The 16,087-nt window shown below is 43.4% G+C and carries 16 protein-coding genes; 6 read left to right on the plus strand and 10 right to left on the minus strand.

Translation table 11 applies throughout. The annotated features are described in order from the left end of the window. Positions 1-131: 131 nt before the first annotated feature. From CBX98_RS21170 to CBX98_RS21180, 3 genes are all read left to right on the plus strand, one after another. Positions 132-758: a LysE family translocator gene (locus tag CBX98_RS21170; protein WP_109170205.1), complete on the plus strand. Its 627-nt coding sequence runs from the start codon at positions 132-134 to the stop codon at positions 756-758. Between the two features lie 169 nt (positions 759-927). After that, positions 928-1,392 (plus strand): DUF2846 domain-containing protein, encoded by a 465-nt coding sequence (locus CBX98_RS21175; protein WP_005397344.1) that lies wholly within the window; start codon positions 928-930, stop codon positions 1,390-1,392. 158 nt (positions 1,393-1,550) lie between these two features. Beyond that, complete coding sequence (locus CBX98_RS21180) at positions 1,551-1,892, plus strand: hypothetical protein (RefSeq protein WP_109170206.1); 342 nt, start codon at positions 1,551-1,553, stop codon at positions 1,890-1,892. 47 nt (positions 1,893-1,939) lie between these two features. On the opposite strand, the gene CBX98_RS21185 is transcribed toward CBX98_RS21180, so the two are convergent. The 3 genes from CBX98_RS21185 to CBX98_RS21195 are packed head-to-tail and all read right to left on the minus strand — an operon-like array spanning position 1,940 to position 4,396. After that, complete coding sequence (locus CBX98_RS21185) at positions 1,940-3,295, minus strand: FUSC family protein (protein WP_109170207.1); 1,356 nt, start codon at positions 3,293-3,295, stop codon at positions 1,940-1,942. 14 nt (positions 3,296-3,309) lie between these two features. Next, positions 3,310-4,173: an HlyD family secretion protein gene (locus tag CBX98_RS21190; RefSeq protein ID WP_109170208.1), complete on the minus strand. Its 864-nt coding sequence runs from the start codon at positions 4,171-4,173 to the stop codon at positions 3,310-3,312. 10 nt (positions 4,174-4,183) lie between these two features. Next, positions 4,184-4,396, minus strand: a complete 213-nt coding sequence (locus CBX98_RS21195; RefSeq protein WP_012841753.1) for a DUF1656 domain-containing protein — start codon at positions 4,394-4,396, stop codon at positions 4,184-4,186. Between the two features lie 302 nt (positions 4,397-4,698). Between CBX98_RS21195 and CBX98_RS21200 the strand changes: the two genes are divergently transcribed. After that, complete coding sequence (locus CBX98_RS21200) at positions 4,699-5,616, plus strand: LysR family transcriptional regulator (protein WP_109170209.1); 918 nt, start codon at positions 4,699-4,701, stop codon at positions 5,614-5,616. A gap of 218 nt (positions 5,617-5,834) precedes the next feature. Here the strand turns inward: CBX98_RS21200 and CBX98_RS21205 are convergent, their stop codons facing one another. The 7 genes from CBX98_RS21205 to CBX98_RS21235 form a co-directional block, all read right to left on the minus strand. Then, entirely contained in the window at positions 5,835-6,827 is a 993-nt protein-coding gene (locus CBX98_RS21205; RefSeq protein ID WP_005397349.1) for a DUF2955 domain-containing protein, read from the minus strand. Then, positions 6,817-7,881, minus strand: coding sequence for an HlyD family secretion protein (locus CBX98_RS21210; RefSeq protein ID WP_109170210.1), 1,065 nt, complete (start codon positions 7,879-7,881; stop codon positions 6,817-6,819). The genes CBX98_RS21205 and CBX98_RS21210 overlap by 11 nt, the downstream gene beginning before the upstream one ends. A 261-nt stretch (positions 7,882-8,142) precedes the next feature. Beyond that, positions 8,143-9,294 (minus strand): ABC transporter permease, encoded by a 1,152-nt coding sequence (locus tag CBX98_RS21215; protein WP_109170211.1) that lies wholly within the window; start codon positions 9,292-9,294, stop codon positions 8,143-8,145. Further along, positions 9,291-10,457: an ABC transporter permease gene (locus CBX98_RS21220; protein ID WP_109170212.1), complete on the minus strand. Its 1,167-nt coding sequence runs from the start codon at positions 10,455-10,457 to the stop codon at positions 9,291-9,293. Before CBX98_RS21220 ends, CBX98_RS21215 begins: the two co-directional genes overlap by 4 nt. A 22-nt stretch (positions 10,458-10,479) precedes the next feature. Further along, positions 10,480-11,460: an HlyD family efflux transporter periplasmic adaptor subunit gene (locus tag CBX98_RS21225; RefSeq protein ID WP_005377122.1), complete on the minus strand. Its 981-nt coding sequence runs from the start codon at positions 11,458-11,460 to the stop codon at positions 10,480-10,482. A gap of 3 nt (positions 11,461-11,463) precedes the next feature. Continuing rightward, positions 11,464-12,879, minus strand: a complete 1,416-nt coding sequence (locus CBX98_RS21230; protein WP_005387166.1) for a TolC family protein — start codon at positions 12,877-12,879, stop codon at positions 11,464-11,466. A 130-nt stretch (positions 12,880-13,009) separates the two neighbouring features. Beyond that, positions 13,010-13,237, minus strand: coding sequence for a hypothetical protein (locus tag CBX98_RS21235; RefSeq protein WP_109170213.1), 228 nt, complete (start codon positions 13,235-13,237; stop codon positions 13,010-13,012). A 476-nt stretch (positions 13,238-13,713) separates the two neighbouring features. Between CBX98_RS21235 and CBX98_RS21240 the strand changes: the two genes are divergently transcribed. Together CBX98_RS21240 and CBX98_RS21245 are read left to right on the plus strand one after the other, a co-directional pair. Next, positions 13,714-15,333, plus strand: coding sequence for a sensor histidine kinase (locus tag CBX98_RS21240; RefSeq protein ID WP_109170214.1), 1,620 nt, complete (start codon positions 13,714-13,716; stop codon positions 15,331-15,333). After that, positions 15,330-16,016, plus strand: a complete 687-nt coding sequence (locus CBX98_RS21245; protein WP_109170215.1) for a response regulator — start codon at positions 15,330-15,332, stop codon at positions 16,014-16,016. Before CBX98_RS21240 ends, CBX98_RS21245 begins: the two co-directional genes overlap by 4 nt. The last annotated feature ends 71 nt before the right edge of the window (positions 16,017-16,087 follow it).

The raw sequence follows: 16,087 nt of genomic DNA on the forward strand, positions 1-16,087 counted from the left end.
CGCGACTCTTACGACAGCAGGCACGTCAATGAGCCACGGTCGACGCTTTGGTAATCAAGGGAAACCTGGGCGTTGCATTACTTGTAGTTCGATGAGATGTTATCCCGCAAGAAGTTAATCTGGAGAAAAGAATGGATTCAAATTCACTATTACTATTTGTTGTCGCTTGTCTCGCGATCAACATGATTCCTGGGCCTGATGTAATTTATGTTGTTTCCAATACAATGAAAGGTAAGTTATCTGCTGGGCTGAAAGCGGCTTTGGGGCTTGGTGTTGGTTACTTTTTTCATACATTAGCGGCATGTTTAGGTTTGTCAGCAATAATTCTGAGTTCAGCTTTGGCTTTTAGCGTTGTTAAATGGTTAGGGGCTGCTTACCTGGTTTATTTAGGTGTTCAGTCGTTACTGTCCATGTGGCGTGGAGAAAGTAAAATCGTTGAAAACAAAAACGTTGATAATAATAAAAATGTGTTTGTTCAGGGTGTTATCGTCAGCGTCTTGAATCCAAAAGTAGCGTTATTCTTCCTATCATTTCTGCCTCAATTTATTGATACGTCTGCAAGCTCAACATCAATGCAATTATTAGTACTTGGCTTGCTGTTCAGCGCACTTGCGACGACATGTAACGTTTTGTACGCATCTGTGGGTAATTGGGTATTTAGTCGTCCACACTCTCAACGTTATTCAAGAACTCTTGAAGGTGTTTCAGGTATTCTACTTATCAGTCTAGCGAGTAAAGTGGCATTTAGTGATCGTTAGATACAGGGCATTTTATTCTCGTGATTATTATATGGCTAATGTTTGCTCAATCTATACGTTAAATGAGTGCTATTGCATAGGTTGAATCACAAATTTCAAAAATACCAATAAGTGAATGTATTTGTTTATAGTATGGTTGGCGCGATTTTATCGTAGCTAGGTTAATAACATGAAAAATAAAGTAATTCTTTGTTCCGCATTCCTTTTGGGTTTATCAGGTTGTGCTTCTGTACCTACTGTTGATTCGACAGTATCAAATCAAATGAAATCATTTGAAGCACCTCAAAAGGGGAACGCAGGGATTTACATTTATCGAGAAGATGCTTTTGTCGGAGCAGCGCTTAAAAAGTATGTTTACGTCGATGGGGAATGTATTGGTGAAACAGCTCCTGGTGTATTCTTCTACCATGAGGTCGAAGGCAATAAAGAACATCAAGTAAGTACAGAGTCTGAGTTTTCTGAAAATCACTTAACTATCTTAACGGAAGAGGGCCGTAATTATTTCGTTAATCAATACATTAAAATGGGTGTATTTGTTGGTGGTGCGGGCGTAGAACTCGTGGACGAAAGCAAAGGTAAAGCAGAAGTACTAAAAGTAGACATGGCAGAAAAAGGAAACTGTCCTTCGATCTAGTTTAACTGACTGATTTTACATTTAAAAGTACTTAAAAAAACACAACCCAGCGCTTGACATGAAAAGTTCAACGTTGGGTTGCGTTTTTATGGCCAACAGTTTTTACTTGGTGTTGTTATTGGTAATACATAAGCGTAAATCAGCAACAAGGATGTGTAATGAAAAATAAGATGTGGATCTTCGCAATTATCTTGCTCATTGGTGGGCCTTCACTATTGCCATTTAGTCTGGAAGTTATTTCTATCATCGAGTTATTTGGGCTGTTAGGGTTGTTGACGGTTTATTCATCCTATGCTGAATATTTGATCAAGCATCCTCGGCTCAAAAGAGGCGCATCTTTAGCTACATGTTGGGATCTTCAACCTCAAATATTATTCTCACTTCGTGATATTAAAGTATTCCCACTGCTGATATTTCATATGTTTCCTGTTCAAAGTGTGTTGGTTTGGTCTTTAATTTTTACCTTTTCGGGCAGTGTTATTTGCCATTACGTAATTTGATCTAACCCACTGTTCAAAGCATTTCCTTATTAAGTTTAATTACTTGTTTAAGCGGTTCCGCGGGGATGAAACAGGTCATTAAATAACTTGGCGATCATCAAAATGAGCATGATGTTTACCAGCATGAGTAAAGGTGTTTCGATACGATACTCCGGGGTCAAGTTAAGTGCGCCTGAGGTTAATACCACTAATAAATTGACGCCTAAGACCCTATGGATCATCAGCTGTGGTGTAGAAAATACCTCCCAAATCAAAATAATATTGATGAAATAAAATAACCCTAGTTGCCAGAGCTCAGTCATCATGGGCATCAAGAAGATGTATTGCAGCAGTATCACTGAACCTGTTCCCAAAACGCCAAAGAAGGCATCTTTAACAACGCTAGGAGGCATTGTAGGTACTATTGATGAAAAGACACCGGCCAACATAGGGAAGATAAACCCACCTGGTACAGGGAGATAAATCCAAACCAATAACGAGGTGATAAACATCGATAGGCCTTGCAAAACCTTTCTGCGGTCTTCTTTCAAGTGCTGTATGAAAGTCCGGTGTTCACGATGCCAAGATGTTTTCTGTTTCACTTGTTCTGTCAATAAGGTACGACCAATTAGATGCGTGGTTGGCTGAGCGATATTAAATAGCGTCAGGTTTTGAGCCACAGGTTTCCAGTCAATATCATCACAGTGGGGCTTTTCCACTTGTTCAAGTAATCGTTCTTGAATACGTTTCATCTCTTCGAGGCGCTGATGCCACAGCTTTCGATGTTCTTTGAGGTGGTAACTGCCCGTGAGCGGTAATCCCAGTAGTTGGCACATCTTCTCAATGTTTGCTGTGTTGGTTTCAAGGGCATCAATATCAATGTCATTTGGTTTGTCTATAGCTTTAAGCAACACCTCACGGCTGCTCTCAAAGCGTTGAATGAAATTCTCTTCAGTATTCACTGGCCAAACCAAACGATAAACAACGGAGAAGGTAATGATGCCAAGAATAGTTTCCTGCATTCGAAGTACTGCGAAATGGAACGTCACTTGACTATCAAACCCTCCCATACAAGCGATGATAGAGCACACCGCAAAGCCTATGGAGAACACATAACCGTACTTTTCGTCGCTCGACATGAAAATGCATACACCTAAAAATAGGGTAAAAAAAGTCAGGAACAAGAAGCGATCTTGAGAAAATGCTGTGATGAGGAAAAAGGCATAGCCAATGCCCAGTAGGGTTCCCACTAGGCGGTTATGACCTTTGTTTATCGAGTGAGCGAAGCTTTCATTTAATGCCATTACCGCGACGGCGATCGCTGCCCAATAGGGTTTCTCCCATTGAAACCATAAGGCGAGGCAGATTGCGATAACGATAGACAGCGCAGCTTTAATTGCTTCTTTGGTTGAGGCATTAAACATACATTTCACCGCACTTATTGTTTGATTATTTTGATGGATGCCGTCATACCGACGCGTAGTTGAAAATCTTTTGGTAAGTTGTCTAATTTCACTTTAATTGGAATGCGTTGAGCTAAGCGTATCCACTGAAAATTAGGATTCACATTAGGCAGAAGGTTGTTACCTGTACTACCGTCTTGCTTCGCGATGCCATAACCAATGCTCTTGATTTTACCTTCCAGCACCATTTCGTCGTGCATCATTAAGGTCACGTATGCTTTATCTCGTGGATCAACACCAACTAAATCCGTTTCTTTGAAATAGCCTTCGATCCAAAAGCTGTCTTCATCAATTAATGCTACAACTGGTGAGTTTGCGACAACTTGGGAGCCGGTGCGCAGATTAAAATTAGTGATGTAACCATTTGTTGGAGCGTACACCTTGGTGTAATCAAGGTTCAGTTTTGCTTCTTCGACGTTTGCTTTCGCCAGCTCCACGTTTGCGATTGCTGTCTCTACGGCGTTGTTCAAATTGTTCAACGTCAGCACAGATACCGCGCCAGGTGTACGCTTTTCTAGTTCCAGTGCACGTTGTTCTTCATTTTTGGCTTTCGCTAACAACGCAATGGCTTGCTTTTGAGCCGCCTGGGCTTTGTGGTAAGAGGCTTTATAAATGCTTGGGTCAATCTCAAACAGTAAGTCGCCCGCATTAACTTGGGAGTTGTCTTCAACATATACCTTGATGACTTGCCCGGTTACTCGGGGCGTTATAGACACAATGTACGCGCTGACATGACCATCTCTAGTCCAAGGATTGTTTGAGTATGATTGGTAGTAACTGAAAATCACAGTGCCAGCGGAACACAGTAATAAAAATGTGATTAGATAACGTTTTATCACGGAATTTGCCTCAAAAGATGGTTATGAATCGACCAATAACGCCAGTAAAAATCACAATTAGGCTCAGCTCAGCAAGTGCTGGAAACGCAACGTATTTGTGTACCCCTAATTTTGTTGCAACGGTTCCAACCAAAATGGTGAGAATGTAAGCCAATGCAATAACCAGCAACAAGGGTGGGAAGTAAACTTCACCCCACACAAGCTCATGTGGCATTGAGTTCATAGTGCTTTTCTCTATTTATTTGATGAATGCAAAGATAAGAGAAATCCTACAAATGTAATAATCGCTTTTGTAGGATCAAATCCATCAATGTATTTTTTTAGAGAGTTCGTAATGAGTTACGTCTGATGTCGAACGTGCTTTAAGGAGAGTGTGAGTGCGATAAGTTTTCGCATTTACGTGCGGAATAACTACGTATCTAGTGATGAGGATAAAAGCCTCGGGTCAACAGTCGCTCTTCCGAGCTAGCATTCTCAATAACTTGTGATAGTTTAGCCATGTAGCCCTAAGATATAAGAAAACCTATGAATTTTAGTCTTGAACAACTATTGGCATTCGTTGCTGTTTACGAGGAGCTTTCGTTTAGCAAGGCTGCTGTAAAATTGAATAAGCACAGAACAACCATCGGGCAGGTTATTACGAATTTAGAAGATTTACTTGCTGTGAGCTTGTTTAATCGGGTTGGCCGTTCCGTAGAACCCACTGAAGATGCTCGCCTTCTTTACCACTATGCAAAGCAAACAATTGAACAAGCCCGTACGTTCGACAAAGTTGCATTGAGCCTTGCTCATGGTGGCTTAGAGAGTGTCAGCATTGCCTATTCTAGTGCCATCCCACATCGTTTGCTGGTGTTACTTCGTGTTCAATTAGCGGCAGATTTTCCGATGATGCGAGTTAACTTTTTTGTTCGTAACCGTAACGAGATCAAAGAAGGTTTAGCGACTGGTGAGTACCAGTTCGGTATTGTCAATGTGCATGATAGCCGTGCAATACACAGTCTAGACTCGACGTTTTTAGGTCACTTCGAATTTGTTCCCTTTGTCCAGAAAGGTGGTGAACTGGCTTCTATGGCACCCGACCGAGTGTTAACTGCGTTGAGGAATAGCAAGCAATTTGTGTTGCGATCTTTCATTGAAGAAGGAATGGGTGAAAAAGTTATCGTCAGTTCGAATCATGAAGAAGTCGATCAGTTGGCTCTTGTTGTAAAAATGGTTGAAGCAGGGCTAGGGTGGGCAGTTCTTCCTAGAACGCTGGCTCATTCGGAATTTTCTAATAATGATATAGAGCCCGTTGAAGTCTGTGAATTACTAGAAGGCTTTAAGTTTGGTTTTGGCCTTTGGTGTCAACCCTCTAAGCAAATAGGGGATGTAAAAGACTCTATCATGAGGGTTGTTACGGCGTATCGGGAGAAGCTAATCCGCGATTTTAAAGCGACGCCATAACCGTATTCATCCAGACCACATTTATAAACAAGACTCAATTCGAGTCTTGTTTTTTACTTGAAAAATTCTTCTCTTCTGATTGGACGTTAATGTTTATTGGGAGGGAGTAATCTTCTGTATGTGATTATAAAATCGATGCTTTTTTACTTATTCAAGCTTCGTTCAATGAGAAAGCTCATATCGCTCAGCCGCTTTAGTTTAAGAAAGAGAGGCTGCAGTTATTTCACCTCTTGCTCTGATCTAAATAAATTGAGAACCAGTACCCCTAGAACTATAGCGATAGAAATAGAGACGAATCGAGTCATTTGAGCAGAAAATGATTCGATGCCCGTATTGTTAATAATCTGGTAAGTCAGCACAGTGAAGTTAGTAAAAAGCAATTGATAGATGGTTAAGTGTGTCTGTCGACGTATTGCAAAACACGCTAGTTGCAGGCCACAAAAGATGGTAACGCCAAGTACAACGTAAGTAGGTGCACCTGTGGCTACTGCAAGCATGCATGGAATAGTAAACAAGATCCCTAGGCTTGTAGTGATAATTCGATACCGCCCAAAGGAATGACTGTCTTGATTAACTGGGTGCTTAATCATGCTGCCAAATGTTATTGCGATCAATAGCGTTTGAGAGCTTCCAGATGATATTAGCGCGTACAAAACAACACACAATGCGGTTGCTTTAAAGACGATAAGCCCGATATGTTCGTTTGCGCCATCAAGAGTGGTTTGGTCTGGTTGTATATCTTTTTCGTCCCCAGGGAATAACCAAAAGCTAATATATGTGGCAACCAACGCAACAATGAAGCTAGTAAATAAGACCCATGGCAACCCCTCAAGCGACAACCCCATTTGTTGGCTTGTGACCACGATAATCAATACAACAATCAAAGTGAGTGTCGAAACGATGTCTTTGGGATCGCGATGACTTCGGTAATAACTCCAACAGAGAAGTGACCAAGTAAACAGTAAGAAGCCACTAGGAGAGCTCATGAGCGCTCCTGCTAAAGTTACGATGCCAAAGCTGAGAAGTGAGAGTATTACCAGCAATTTCAACATCATGTTGAACGGGGGCTTAGATGGCATCAGAGTTAGAAAAATCACAACGAATATTGGCGCGATAAAGGGAGTAGGCGCACCTGAATACTGTAAGTAAAACAGTAAAAGAATCGGAGTGAAAACCAATCTAATGATTGGGTTTGCTGAACTATGAAACATAAGTCCAGATACTCAACACTCTCATCCAGAAAGAGGCCAGCCACTCTCCAAAGGTGCTTTGCTCAGTTAAAAAAGCGACCGTTGCTTTCGAACCATAACGTACGTTTTCGGGAATATCTCCGCCTTCAAAAACAATATTTACAGGATAGCGCTGTGCGTTTAAGGAATTATTGTCTGCAACCAAAAAGCCAGTTGTCGGATCGACGTCGTTACTGCCACCAGTACCCCAACCAATGCTTTCTACTCGCCCTTCAAACACTCTGCCAGGTAAAGCATCCAACACAATCTTTGTTTTTTGTCCCGCACGAACATGCTCGAGTGAGTTTTCGCGAACAAGCGCTGATACCCACACGCCTCTCGGATCAATGAAAGTGACAAGAGGTGATCCAGTTGTCGCTTTTTGCCCAACAGTGAGTTGTAAGTTAGAAACGATCCCCTTTGATGGAGCAATCACTTTCGTCCGTTGTAAGTCGAGTTGCGCTTTTTCAAGATTTGCTATAGCTGCGAGAATCTGGGGATTATCTTGCCCTTCGGGGCCAAGATTATGCTTGGCTTGAGCTAAGGACGCTTCTGCTGCCTCTAATGTGGCTTGAGCTCGCGCTTTGGCTTCGATGGCGTTGTCTAGCTCAGATTTACTCAATACCCCTTTTGCGGCGAGCTCGGTTACGCGAGCTGCTTGTTCTCTTGCGTTGTCACGAGCTGCGAGTGATTCAATGACCTTAGCTTGTGCCACTTCAACAGCCGCTGTGTTGGCTCCAATGTTTTGGCCAGCAATGGCTAAGTTTGCTTCGGCTGAACGCAGATTAATTTGATAGTCTCTTGGATCAATTTCGAAGAGCACATCACCAGCATTGACGACTTGATTATTGCGAACATGGATTTCAGTTAGGTTCCCTGAAACCTCTGGAGTAATACGGACAAGATAAGAATGAATCCGAGCGGTGCCAGTGATTGGTGTTACTCGATCTGCCCACAAGCTATATAGCCAAACCACAAAAACGAGGCTAATAATAATAAAGCTTAACTTTCTGGAAGATGATTCCGCTTTAGACATCCAATTCTCTCTTGTTACAATACGTTAGGTAAGCAATGTTACAACATGTGACATAAACAATGCTTCAAAAAAATCAACTATTTGTCGATAAGGTTATAGGATTGTTCCGAAGGTGCCATTTAGAGAGGCTGAAGCATGCTAAACGAACTTTCCAATCACGTTGGCTAACATCGCCAATAAAAAAAAGGGGCGATATTTCGCCCCTCAGATCGTCCATCAGGTTTTTGATTTGTGATTATCTCTTTGAGCTGTAGAGAGAAATCAACTTAGACTTTCTGTTACAACTGGCTTGTTATTGCGCTTAGCAATCCAGTACCCAACGCTACCCCAAAGCACGGTGAGTGCCCAAAGTGCTGTCCAATGTGGAGCGACTTGTTGCCAGGTTGCCCCCATTTGGTTTAGCGCTAAGAAAGCTTTGATCGCCCATGTACTTGGACTTAAATCTGCAATCCATAGTAGGGGAGCAGGAATGGCTTCAATCGGCCAAATAAAACCCGCCAAGAAAATGAGAGGCATAGAGCTCACGAGGACGACTAAGGTGACAAGTTCACGCCGAGGTAATAAGTAACCCAGCCAGAAGCCTAGTCCGCAGCAACCTAAAAAGAACGGGAACAACATGGCCAGTAGTTCGCCCGCGTTGGCGATATGGTTTACGCTTAAACGTTCGAAGCTAAAACCAAAATAATAGGCGCCGAGTAAATAATAAATTGCCACAAATACTAACGTTCTCACAAGCAGTAGCGATCCCGTTGATACTTGAGACCAGTAGCCACGACCATGACGCTGTGTTCCCGTTTGTAATCCAACCGCCATGATCAACGTTTGTTGTAAAATCAGAACAAATACTGCTGGCACTACGTATTCGATGTAACCCATGGTTGGGTTGAACGTCGGTTTCATATTAAGCTTAATAGCAGAGTAATTATGGCTAGCCATACTCATGGGCACACCATCTATCACCATTTTACTGACTTTCACTTGGGCCCCTAATGTGCCTCCCGCTTGGGCCAATCCCTCTACCACGGTTCCGTACACGAGAAAATACGAGGCGTCCGCAGCGTAGGCTAGAGTCGGGCTTTTACCTAACATGAGGTCTTTGTAAAAGTGTTCTGGTATGACTAAAAAACCGGTGATCTCTCGTTGTAAAAATGCTTGTTTTGCATCGGCAATCGTATGAAGTCGAGTAACTACGTTGACTTGTGGAGTGGCATCAACCATACGTTCCAGCTTTAAACTCGTCTGACTACCATCTAAATTAACAATCGCGATTGGTTGTTCACGAGGCGTTTGTTGTGCATAAGGCAAAGGGTATAAAAACGAGTAAAATACGACACCACCAAAAACGGTCAACGTAACGACTGGATTGGTTAGAACGGCCTTAAGTTCCGCTTTAATCAGTTGCCACAATGTCATACCGCCTCCTTCGCTTGGCGTGTTGATGAAGCTGTTCGATGTTTACCCATCAAGGCTGCGGTAATGAGCAAGGGCAAAACGTAGCCAACCATAGGCCATAGCGAGCTTAAAGATTGTGCGGCCGATGCTCCATAGCTTGCTTGACTCACTTGCACTTCAATGTAATGGGTAATCGGCAATAATGAACGCCATGCATAAGCGAGCGTGTTCATGTCAGAAACTGGGAATGTAATTCCCATGAACGCGAAACTTGGAGCCGTAAACGCGCCAGCAAAACTCATCGCACGTGCAGGATCCATCGACAAGAAGAAGAACAACGCCCCCATAATGATACAGGCGATAACCGTCGCCAATTGTGCTAATAGCATAACCAAAAAACTGCCTTCCATTGGCCAATCAAGCACGGAATAAAACCAGTATAAGAACAATGCACCTTGCGCCATAAAGACCGGAATGTACTGACTTAATAGGGAAGTGAGCTTGGCGTATGGCTTTTCGCCCAAAAACGCAAAGCCATTCTTTCCACCATAAATGCGAAAGTGCGCGGTAAGAATCAAAATAGTGCTTACTACAATACATATTTGCCAAATGGCTGGCACGATAGCCGTTACCAAAAATTGTGCGTAGTTATTGTTACGGTTAAATAATGCGGTTATTTGTGTCGACACGGGTACAGCCTGCCCAGCCGCCGCTAGCGTTGTGGTGTTACCCTTAGCCAAGTTGCTCATTACTTCAACCTGAGCATCGAAATAGCCTTGTGCTTGCGCAACGGCAGAGTTGATCAGTTTCGCAACCAAAATGTACTGACTGTTGTAAAAGACAGAGAGTTGAGGTTGGCGGTGTTGGAGAATATCTTGGTCGAACTTAGATGGGATGATCGCGTAAGCGTAGATATCGCCTTCAATCATCGCATTTTTTGCTTCGTTTGCACTGGTGTAGTGATAATTAACAGCCAGACTCGACGACGCATCCAAAGATTGAATGAGCTTTCGAGAAAGTTGGGAATGTTGTAGATCAACCACACCGATTGGCAGATCCCGGGCAATGCCCGCAGAGAACACTCCCCAAATCATCATCGCGAGCAAAATCGGTATCCAAGTAAGGCACGAAAGTAACCACTTGTCTCGTCGTAAGATATGCCGCTGTGAAATCTTAATCGTCATAGCATTAACCTAGTGGTTGTGATTAAAGTTCAACGACAACACTCATTCCCATACGCAGTTCAGGTTCGGGTTGAGCTGGACGAGCTTCTACTTCAAAGGTACGAAGATCAAAACCTTGAGAAGCATCGGTTGCTCTCCACGTTGCAAAGTCACCCATAACGGCAACATGCGTTACTTTGAACTCAACATTTTTATTTAAGGCAGGCAAATAGGCATCAAAGGTTGCTCCTTTTTTAAAGTGTTGAAGGTAATCTTCACGCACATTAAGTGTCGCCCAGGCATCTTCTGTATCTATCACAGTAACAACCGGGAAGCCCTGAGGTGCTAATTCACCACTTTGAAGTAGAACTTGAGAGACTTCGCCGTCAAACCAGCTGTAGATCTGAGTATCTTTCGCATACGCTTCTACTTCGGCTACGGCACCTGATGCCATGCGCGCTTTTTCCGCCGCTGCCACTTTGGTTTCACTTCTCGCGCCTTCTTTTGCCATTTCGTACATTTGAAACGCGGCACTTTCGGTGTATTTCGCTGCTTGCCATTGCGTTAAAGCTTCATCGCGCTTTTGTTCTGCAACCACGCCATCGTTATAAAGGTTATTCACACGATTGTAGGTTTTTTCCATTAAATTCGCAGCGGCTTTGGCTTTCATCCACTGATCTTTTGCTGCTTGGATTTGTTGCTCACGTGCGCCTTTCTCAGCTTCTTGAGCTAAGGCGTCCGCCGCTTTTTCACCTGCTTTTGCTTGTTCTAACTTCGCTTCAATTTCAGGACTATGAAGGGTAAAAATAAGCTGGCCTTTCTCTACATCGTCGCCTTTACGGACCATGACCTCATCAATACGCCCTGGAACTTTTGAGGAAATGCTGTATTGCTGGGCTTCAATTAATCCCTGTAAGCGGATCGGTTCCGGTTGATAGGCTTGGTAAAATTGATAGCCAACCCAAGAGGCAACACCCAAAGCACAAAGTGAGAGTAAAACGGGTTTTAGTGATTTAGCTGCCATGATTTATTTCACCTCTTTGGATGTTGAAGCAGGGATATAAGCGGTATTTTGATATTGTTCGAAGCTGTTCATTTCACTGCTCAATGCGAGTAGCTTGGTTAAAGATATTAAATAGCGGAAACGCGCCGCTGAACGTTGTGTTTCTATACTCGCGACATAAAGTTGTGCATCCACAACATCCAGAGAAGACGACAGACCCTGAGTAAATGCTTTTTCACGCAAGCGCAGATTTTCGTTAGCGAGTTCAATGCTAGATGCGAGCCCTTGTACTTCATCAATGGCTTGCTGAGCCTCCAAGTATGTCTTTTGGACTAACAGCGATAAGTCTTGTTTGGCTTGGGACTTTAATGAGTCGACCTGCGAGACGACGCTTTGAGCGGCTTTGACTTTTTCGCTTCGCCCTGATGATTCAATCAGTGGAATGCTGACACCAACACCAACTAACCAGTCAGGCTTCATTTGGCTTGCGAGAGAATCGTCTTCATACAAGCTGTAGTCGCCGTAAAGGTAAACTTCAGGATAGTATTTCCCTTTTTCTGCTTTGATTAAGCTAGAGGCTTGTTTGTGTTTAGCGCTCAGAAGTTCTAACCCCGGATAGGTAAGCAACGTTTGATCGACAAAAGCGGTAAGAGGAGGAAGACTGTCGTTGATAAACAAAGATTCAGCGGGCTCTACGGCGTCATCTTGTGCGAGTAATTTACCTAATGCGGCCTGAGCGATACTCAAATCGCTAGCGGCTTTACGTGTTTCTACAGATGCTTTATCTAAAGAAGCTTCGGCTTGCAGGCGCTCAACGTGTGCGATTTGTCCTTGCTCTTCAAGCTTAATGGCAAAATCTCTATGCTTTTTTAGTCCAGCTTCAACCGCTTGCCGCGTTGCGAGTACTTCCTTTGCCAGCACGACAGAAAAGTAGTACTTCGACAAATCTTCAAAGCGCGCTTGTTGTTCCATTAGAAGCTGACTTTTCGCCTCATCCGTTTTGCCTTCTGCTGCTGATTGAGCCGCAGAAATACGACCACCAGTAAAAATTGGCCAAATGGCACGAATAGACGAAGAGAAAATATCGCGCTCGGTTATGGTCGAAGTGGTATTAGCTAAGGCACCAAAAATAGGTTGAAAAGCAGGAGGTACGTTAATGTGTGCTCCTGTGCTGTCTAGGATCTGTTTTCCTGACAGCGTGATATCGGTATCTAAACGCGTGTAATTCGCGCCAATGGTAACCTGAGGTAAGTTGAGATTGCTGGTGGCACTCTCTTGGTATTGGTAATTCTCGACGTTTGAGCGTTGAGCTTTAAGAGAATAGTTGTTTTCTAGCAATAGCTGCCATGCGGTATCAAAAGTGATCGGTGCCGCATGACAGGCAAGGGAAATCGAGCTGCTAAGTAAGCCCAGTATCCAAAACTTTCCTGTTTTTTTCATAATGGCTGCTTTGTCGTAGAGTATAAGCTCTAATATAAAGGATTCGTAACTTGGTGTTAAGTAGGAGGGGAAATTGGATAGTAGTATGCGCCCAGTTATGTTTGTGCTGGGCGCGGGAGATGTTACAAGTTTACTTCGTATATGGACAGTGAAACTCTGCTCTCCACTCAAGCTGACGAGAACCTCGCATCGTATTCAATAGGTCTTTTCCACTCATTTGAGGGAACGATAACAGGACCCTGAGATCAGAAGTACCGCCTCCGTTTTTTTCATAAGCCCTGACGTGTGTAAACGTTGAATACATATTCTCTGACAGCATGGCCTTATTCAGGCATATTCCAAAGGTATCGCGTTCCATGTTTGGTGTTCCTTCTAACTATAAATGCACCTCTGTTTATAGTTTTCCAGTTTTCAGATGGTGTCTAAGTGTTTGTCATATAGTCAGTATTTGTGTTTTGTTTTATTTTTTCCAAATCACTGACATCAATGTTGAGCTTTTAATAGACTTCCAGCTTCACTGCTTTCTAACCGAAACTCTCAATGGTTTCGTTGATTAAAAATTATACGTTGGAAAGTCTAAAAACGCCTCAAAAACCGCTAAAATCGATGTGATCACGATCATGTTTTAAAGGGCAATTTATGTATGGAATTGAGTATCAGAGAGGAATGCTGAATTTGGTGAATGGTTGTAATTTTATGTTTCAGCTCGTCGATTAATTAACCGTAAACTCTGCGGTTTGCTTGCCTTCCTCACAGATTTATCACCGCAACAAAGCCATGCTGTTAACTGAGTGTTAACGTAATCGCTTGGGAGTGAATCATAAGGATGTATCAATGAGTTGGAAAACGATCAGCTTTCGTAAGCGAATGCTCATTATTATGACGCTGTCGGGGTTGATAGAGCTTCTATTGCTTGTCGCTGCAGGATTCACTTATCTCAAAATCAATCAAGAGCAAGAAATGGGAGAAAAAGCACTGGGTGTTGCCCGTTTTTTAGCAGACTCCGCCGTTGTTCGCGAAATGGTCGCAGCCCAAAATCCTCAGCCATACCAACTTCGTTTCCGAGAATTAACCGAAGCCATCGGTGCTGCATTCATCGTTATTGGCGACCATAAGGGAGTGCGCTTAATTCACCCCGTTGATGAGCGGTTGGGTAAACCAATGAGAGGTGGTGACAATCGTCGAGCGCTAGAGCAGGGGTTGTCTTATGTCTCGACAGCTCAGGGGTCGTTAGGTTATTCAGTTCGTGGTAAAGCCGCGATTTTTGACGAGCAAGGGAACATCATTGGTGTGGTTTCGGTTGGCTATTTGCTCGACCGGCTGCAAGACCGCATCGAGCCATTTTTGGTTTTTTTGATCTTCATGGTCATCGTAGTTGTTGTCGCTAATGCCATTGTATCCAATTATGCGTCGAGAAAGTTTCAGCGCGCCATTTTGGGGTTCGAGCCTGAAGAGATAGGGCGGTTGTACGGCGAATTAGAAGTGACGATGAGTACCATTAAAGAGGGCGTGTTAAGTATTGATGCCCAAGGGATACTTCGCTCGATCAATCGTAGCGCCTGTCAGATTCTCGGTATTGATAGAGAGGCAGCCCTCAATAAACCGTTGACTGAGACGTTACGCGATAGTGACTTATATACGGTGCTAGAAACCGGACAGGAAGATCATGATATTGAGATATTCCTTAATCATAAACGTCTGATCGCAAACCGTTCGCCAATTTATGTGGATGGAAAAATAGTGGGGGCAGTATCGAGTTTCCGTTTAAGGGATGAAATCAATGACCTAACCGAGCAGTTATCACAAACCAAAGAATATGCAGATTTATTACGTTCGCAAACCCATGAGCATCGAAATAAGCTAAACACCATTAGCGGGTTAGTTCAGATGGGTGAGTTGGATGCCGTACAAAAGTTAATTGGGCAAGAAACCGCACACTATCAAGCGATGATCGAATTTTTAAGAGACACCGTTAAAGACCCGTTAATTGCTGGTATGTTGCTTGGAAAAACAGAACGTGCTCGCGAGTTAGGCTTACAGCTGGTGGTTGAAGAAGGCAGTCGTTTGGAGCCTCTGCCTGAGTGGCTAAATTCGGAAGACCTTGTCACCATTCTGGGCAACTTAATTGATAACGCTTTCGACGCAACGTTAACCTCGATTCGTGATGAATCGAATGTCGCATCGGAGCGCAGAAATATCGATGTGTCAGTGAGCGATTACGGAAATGAAGTGATACTTGAGGTGATAGATCAAGGCTGTGGTTTACCAAGCGATATAGAGCCGCAGGCGCTATTTAAAAAAGGGGTGTCGACGAAATCTCGTCAAAATCGGGGGGTAGGATTGCATCTTGTCAACCAGTTGGCTACTCGATATCACGGCCATGTTGAGATGATGCCCAACACAAATTATGGAACAAGAATAACGGTGTATTTACCCAAGGAAGAACAATTATGAGTATGGCGACTCGCGTAATGATCATTGAAGATGATCTGGCTATTGCTGAGCTGCACCACAAATACTTGAGCCAATTGGCAGGTTTGGAAGTGGTCGGCATTGCGACCACGAGAATAGAAGCGGAAATGCAACTCGATATTCTTAAGCCAGACCTCTTGTTGATGGATGTATATCTTCCTGATGGAACAGGGCTTGAGATACTCAATACATTACGTGCGAACAACCAAACGTGTGATGTCATTTTGATTACCGCGGCAAGGGATGTCGATACGCTACAACAGGCAATGAGAGGTGGCGTTGTCGATTACCTGTTAAAACCAGTGATGTTTCCACGCTTAGATGCCGCACTGAAAAAGTATGTGTCCCAACGCCAACAACTAGACATCGCAGAGAGTTTGGATCAGAACCTCGTTGATAAAATGCTGCAGTCTCACGCCAATCAAGACAACTTGCCGAACCGATTACCGAAAGGAATTGATGGTGTAACCTTAGATAAGATCAGAGAGTTGTTCCCAAATGGTAGTGTGCTGACCGCTGATGAGGCAGGCGAAAAGATTGGTGCGAGCCGAACAACGGCAAGGCGCTATTTGGAGTATCTGATCAGTACTGGCGAACTAGAGGCTGATTTAAACTATGGGTCGGTAGGTAGGCCTGAAAGGTGCTATAAAAAAGTGACGCGGTAGCGTTTATATTGATACTCTATGCAAAATAAAAAGCGATGGCTTATTGTAGAAACCATCGCTTTACAAATTAC

The sequence above is a fragment of the Vibrio sp. T9 genome (assembly GCF_003123985.1).
GTDB classification, from domain to species: Bacteria; Pseudomonadota; Gammaproteobacteria; order Enterobacterales; family Vibrionaceae; genus Vibrio; species Vibrio diabolicus.

What these genes read in the sequence shown, in the direction of transcription:
- CBX98_RS21205 (WP_005397349.1), bottom strand. Translation starts at nt 6,827, where the DNA reads ATGTTTCATAGTTCAGCAAACCCAATCATTAGATTGGTTTTCACTCCG.
- CBX98_RS21220 (WP_109170212.1), bottom strand. Translation starts at nt 10,457, where the DNA reads ATGACGATTAAGATTTCACAGCGGCATATCTTACGACGAGACAAGTGG.
- CBX98_RS21245 (WP_109170215.1), top strand. Translation starts at nt 15,330, where the DNA reads ATGAGTATGGCGACTCGCGTAATGATCATTGAAGATGATCTGGCTATT.
- CBX98_RS21180 (WP_109170206.1), top strand. Translation starts at nt 1,551, where the DNA reads ATGAAAAATAAGATGTGGATCTTCGCAATTATCTTGCTCATTGGTGGG.
- CBX98_RS21225 (WP_005377122.1), bottom strand. Translation starts at nt 11,460, where the DNA reads ATGGCAGCTAAATCACTAAAACCCGTTTTACTCTCACTTTGTGCTTTG.
- CBX98_RS21210 (WP_109170210.1), bottom strand. Translation starts at nt 7,881, where the DNA reads ATGTCTAAAGCGGAATCATCTTCCAGAAAGTTAAGCTTTATTATTATT.
- CBX98_RS21230 (WP_005387166.1), bottom strand. Translation starts at nt 12,879, where the DNA reads ATGAAAAAAACAGGAAAGTTTTGGATACTGGGCTTACTTAGCAGCTCG.
- CBX98_RS21215 (WP_109170211.1), bottom strand. Translation starts at nt 9,294, where the DNA reads ATGACATTGTGGCAACTGATTAAAGCGGAACTTAAGGCCGTTCTAACC.
- CBX98_RS21170 (WP_109170205.1), top strand. Translation starts at nt 132, where the DNA reads ATGGATTCAAATTCACTATTACTATTTGTTGTCGCTTGTCTCGCGATC.
- CBX98_RS21240 (WP_109170214.1), top strand. Translation starts at nt 13,714, where the DNA reads ATGAGTTGGAAAACGATCAGCTTTCGTAAGCGAATGCTCATTATTATG.
- CBX98_RS21235 (WP_109170213.1), bottom strand. Translation starts at nt 13,237, where the DNA reads ATGGAACGCGATACCTTTGGAATATGCCTGAATAAGGCCATGCTGTCA.
- CBX98_RS21200 (WP_109170209.1), top strand. Translation starts at nt 4,699, where the DNA reads ATGAATTTTAGTCTTGAACAACTATTGGCATTCGTTGCTGTTTACGAG.
- CBX98_RS21185 (WP_109170207.1), bottom strand. Translation starts at nt 3,295, where the DNA reads ATGTTTAATGCCTCAACCAAAGAAGCAATTAAAGCTGCGCTGTCTATC.
- CBX98_RS21195 (WP_012841753.1), bottom strand. Translation starts at nt 4,396, where the DNA reads ATGAACTCAATGCCACATGAGCTTGTGTGGGGTGAAGTTTACTTCCCA.
- CBX98_RS21175 (WP_005397344.1), top strand. Translation starts at nt 928, where the DNA reads ATGAAAAATAAAGTAATTCTTTGTTCCGCATTCCTTTTGGGTTTATCA.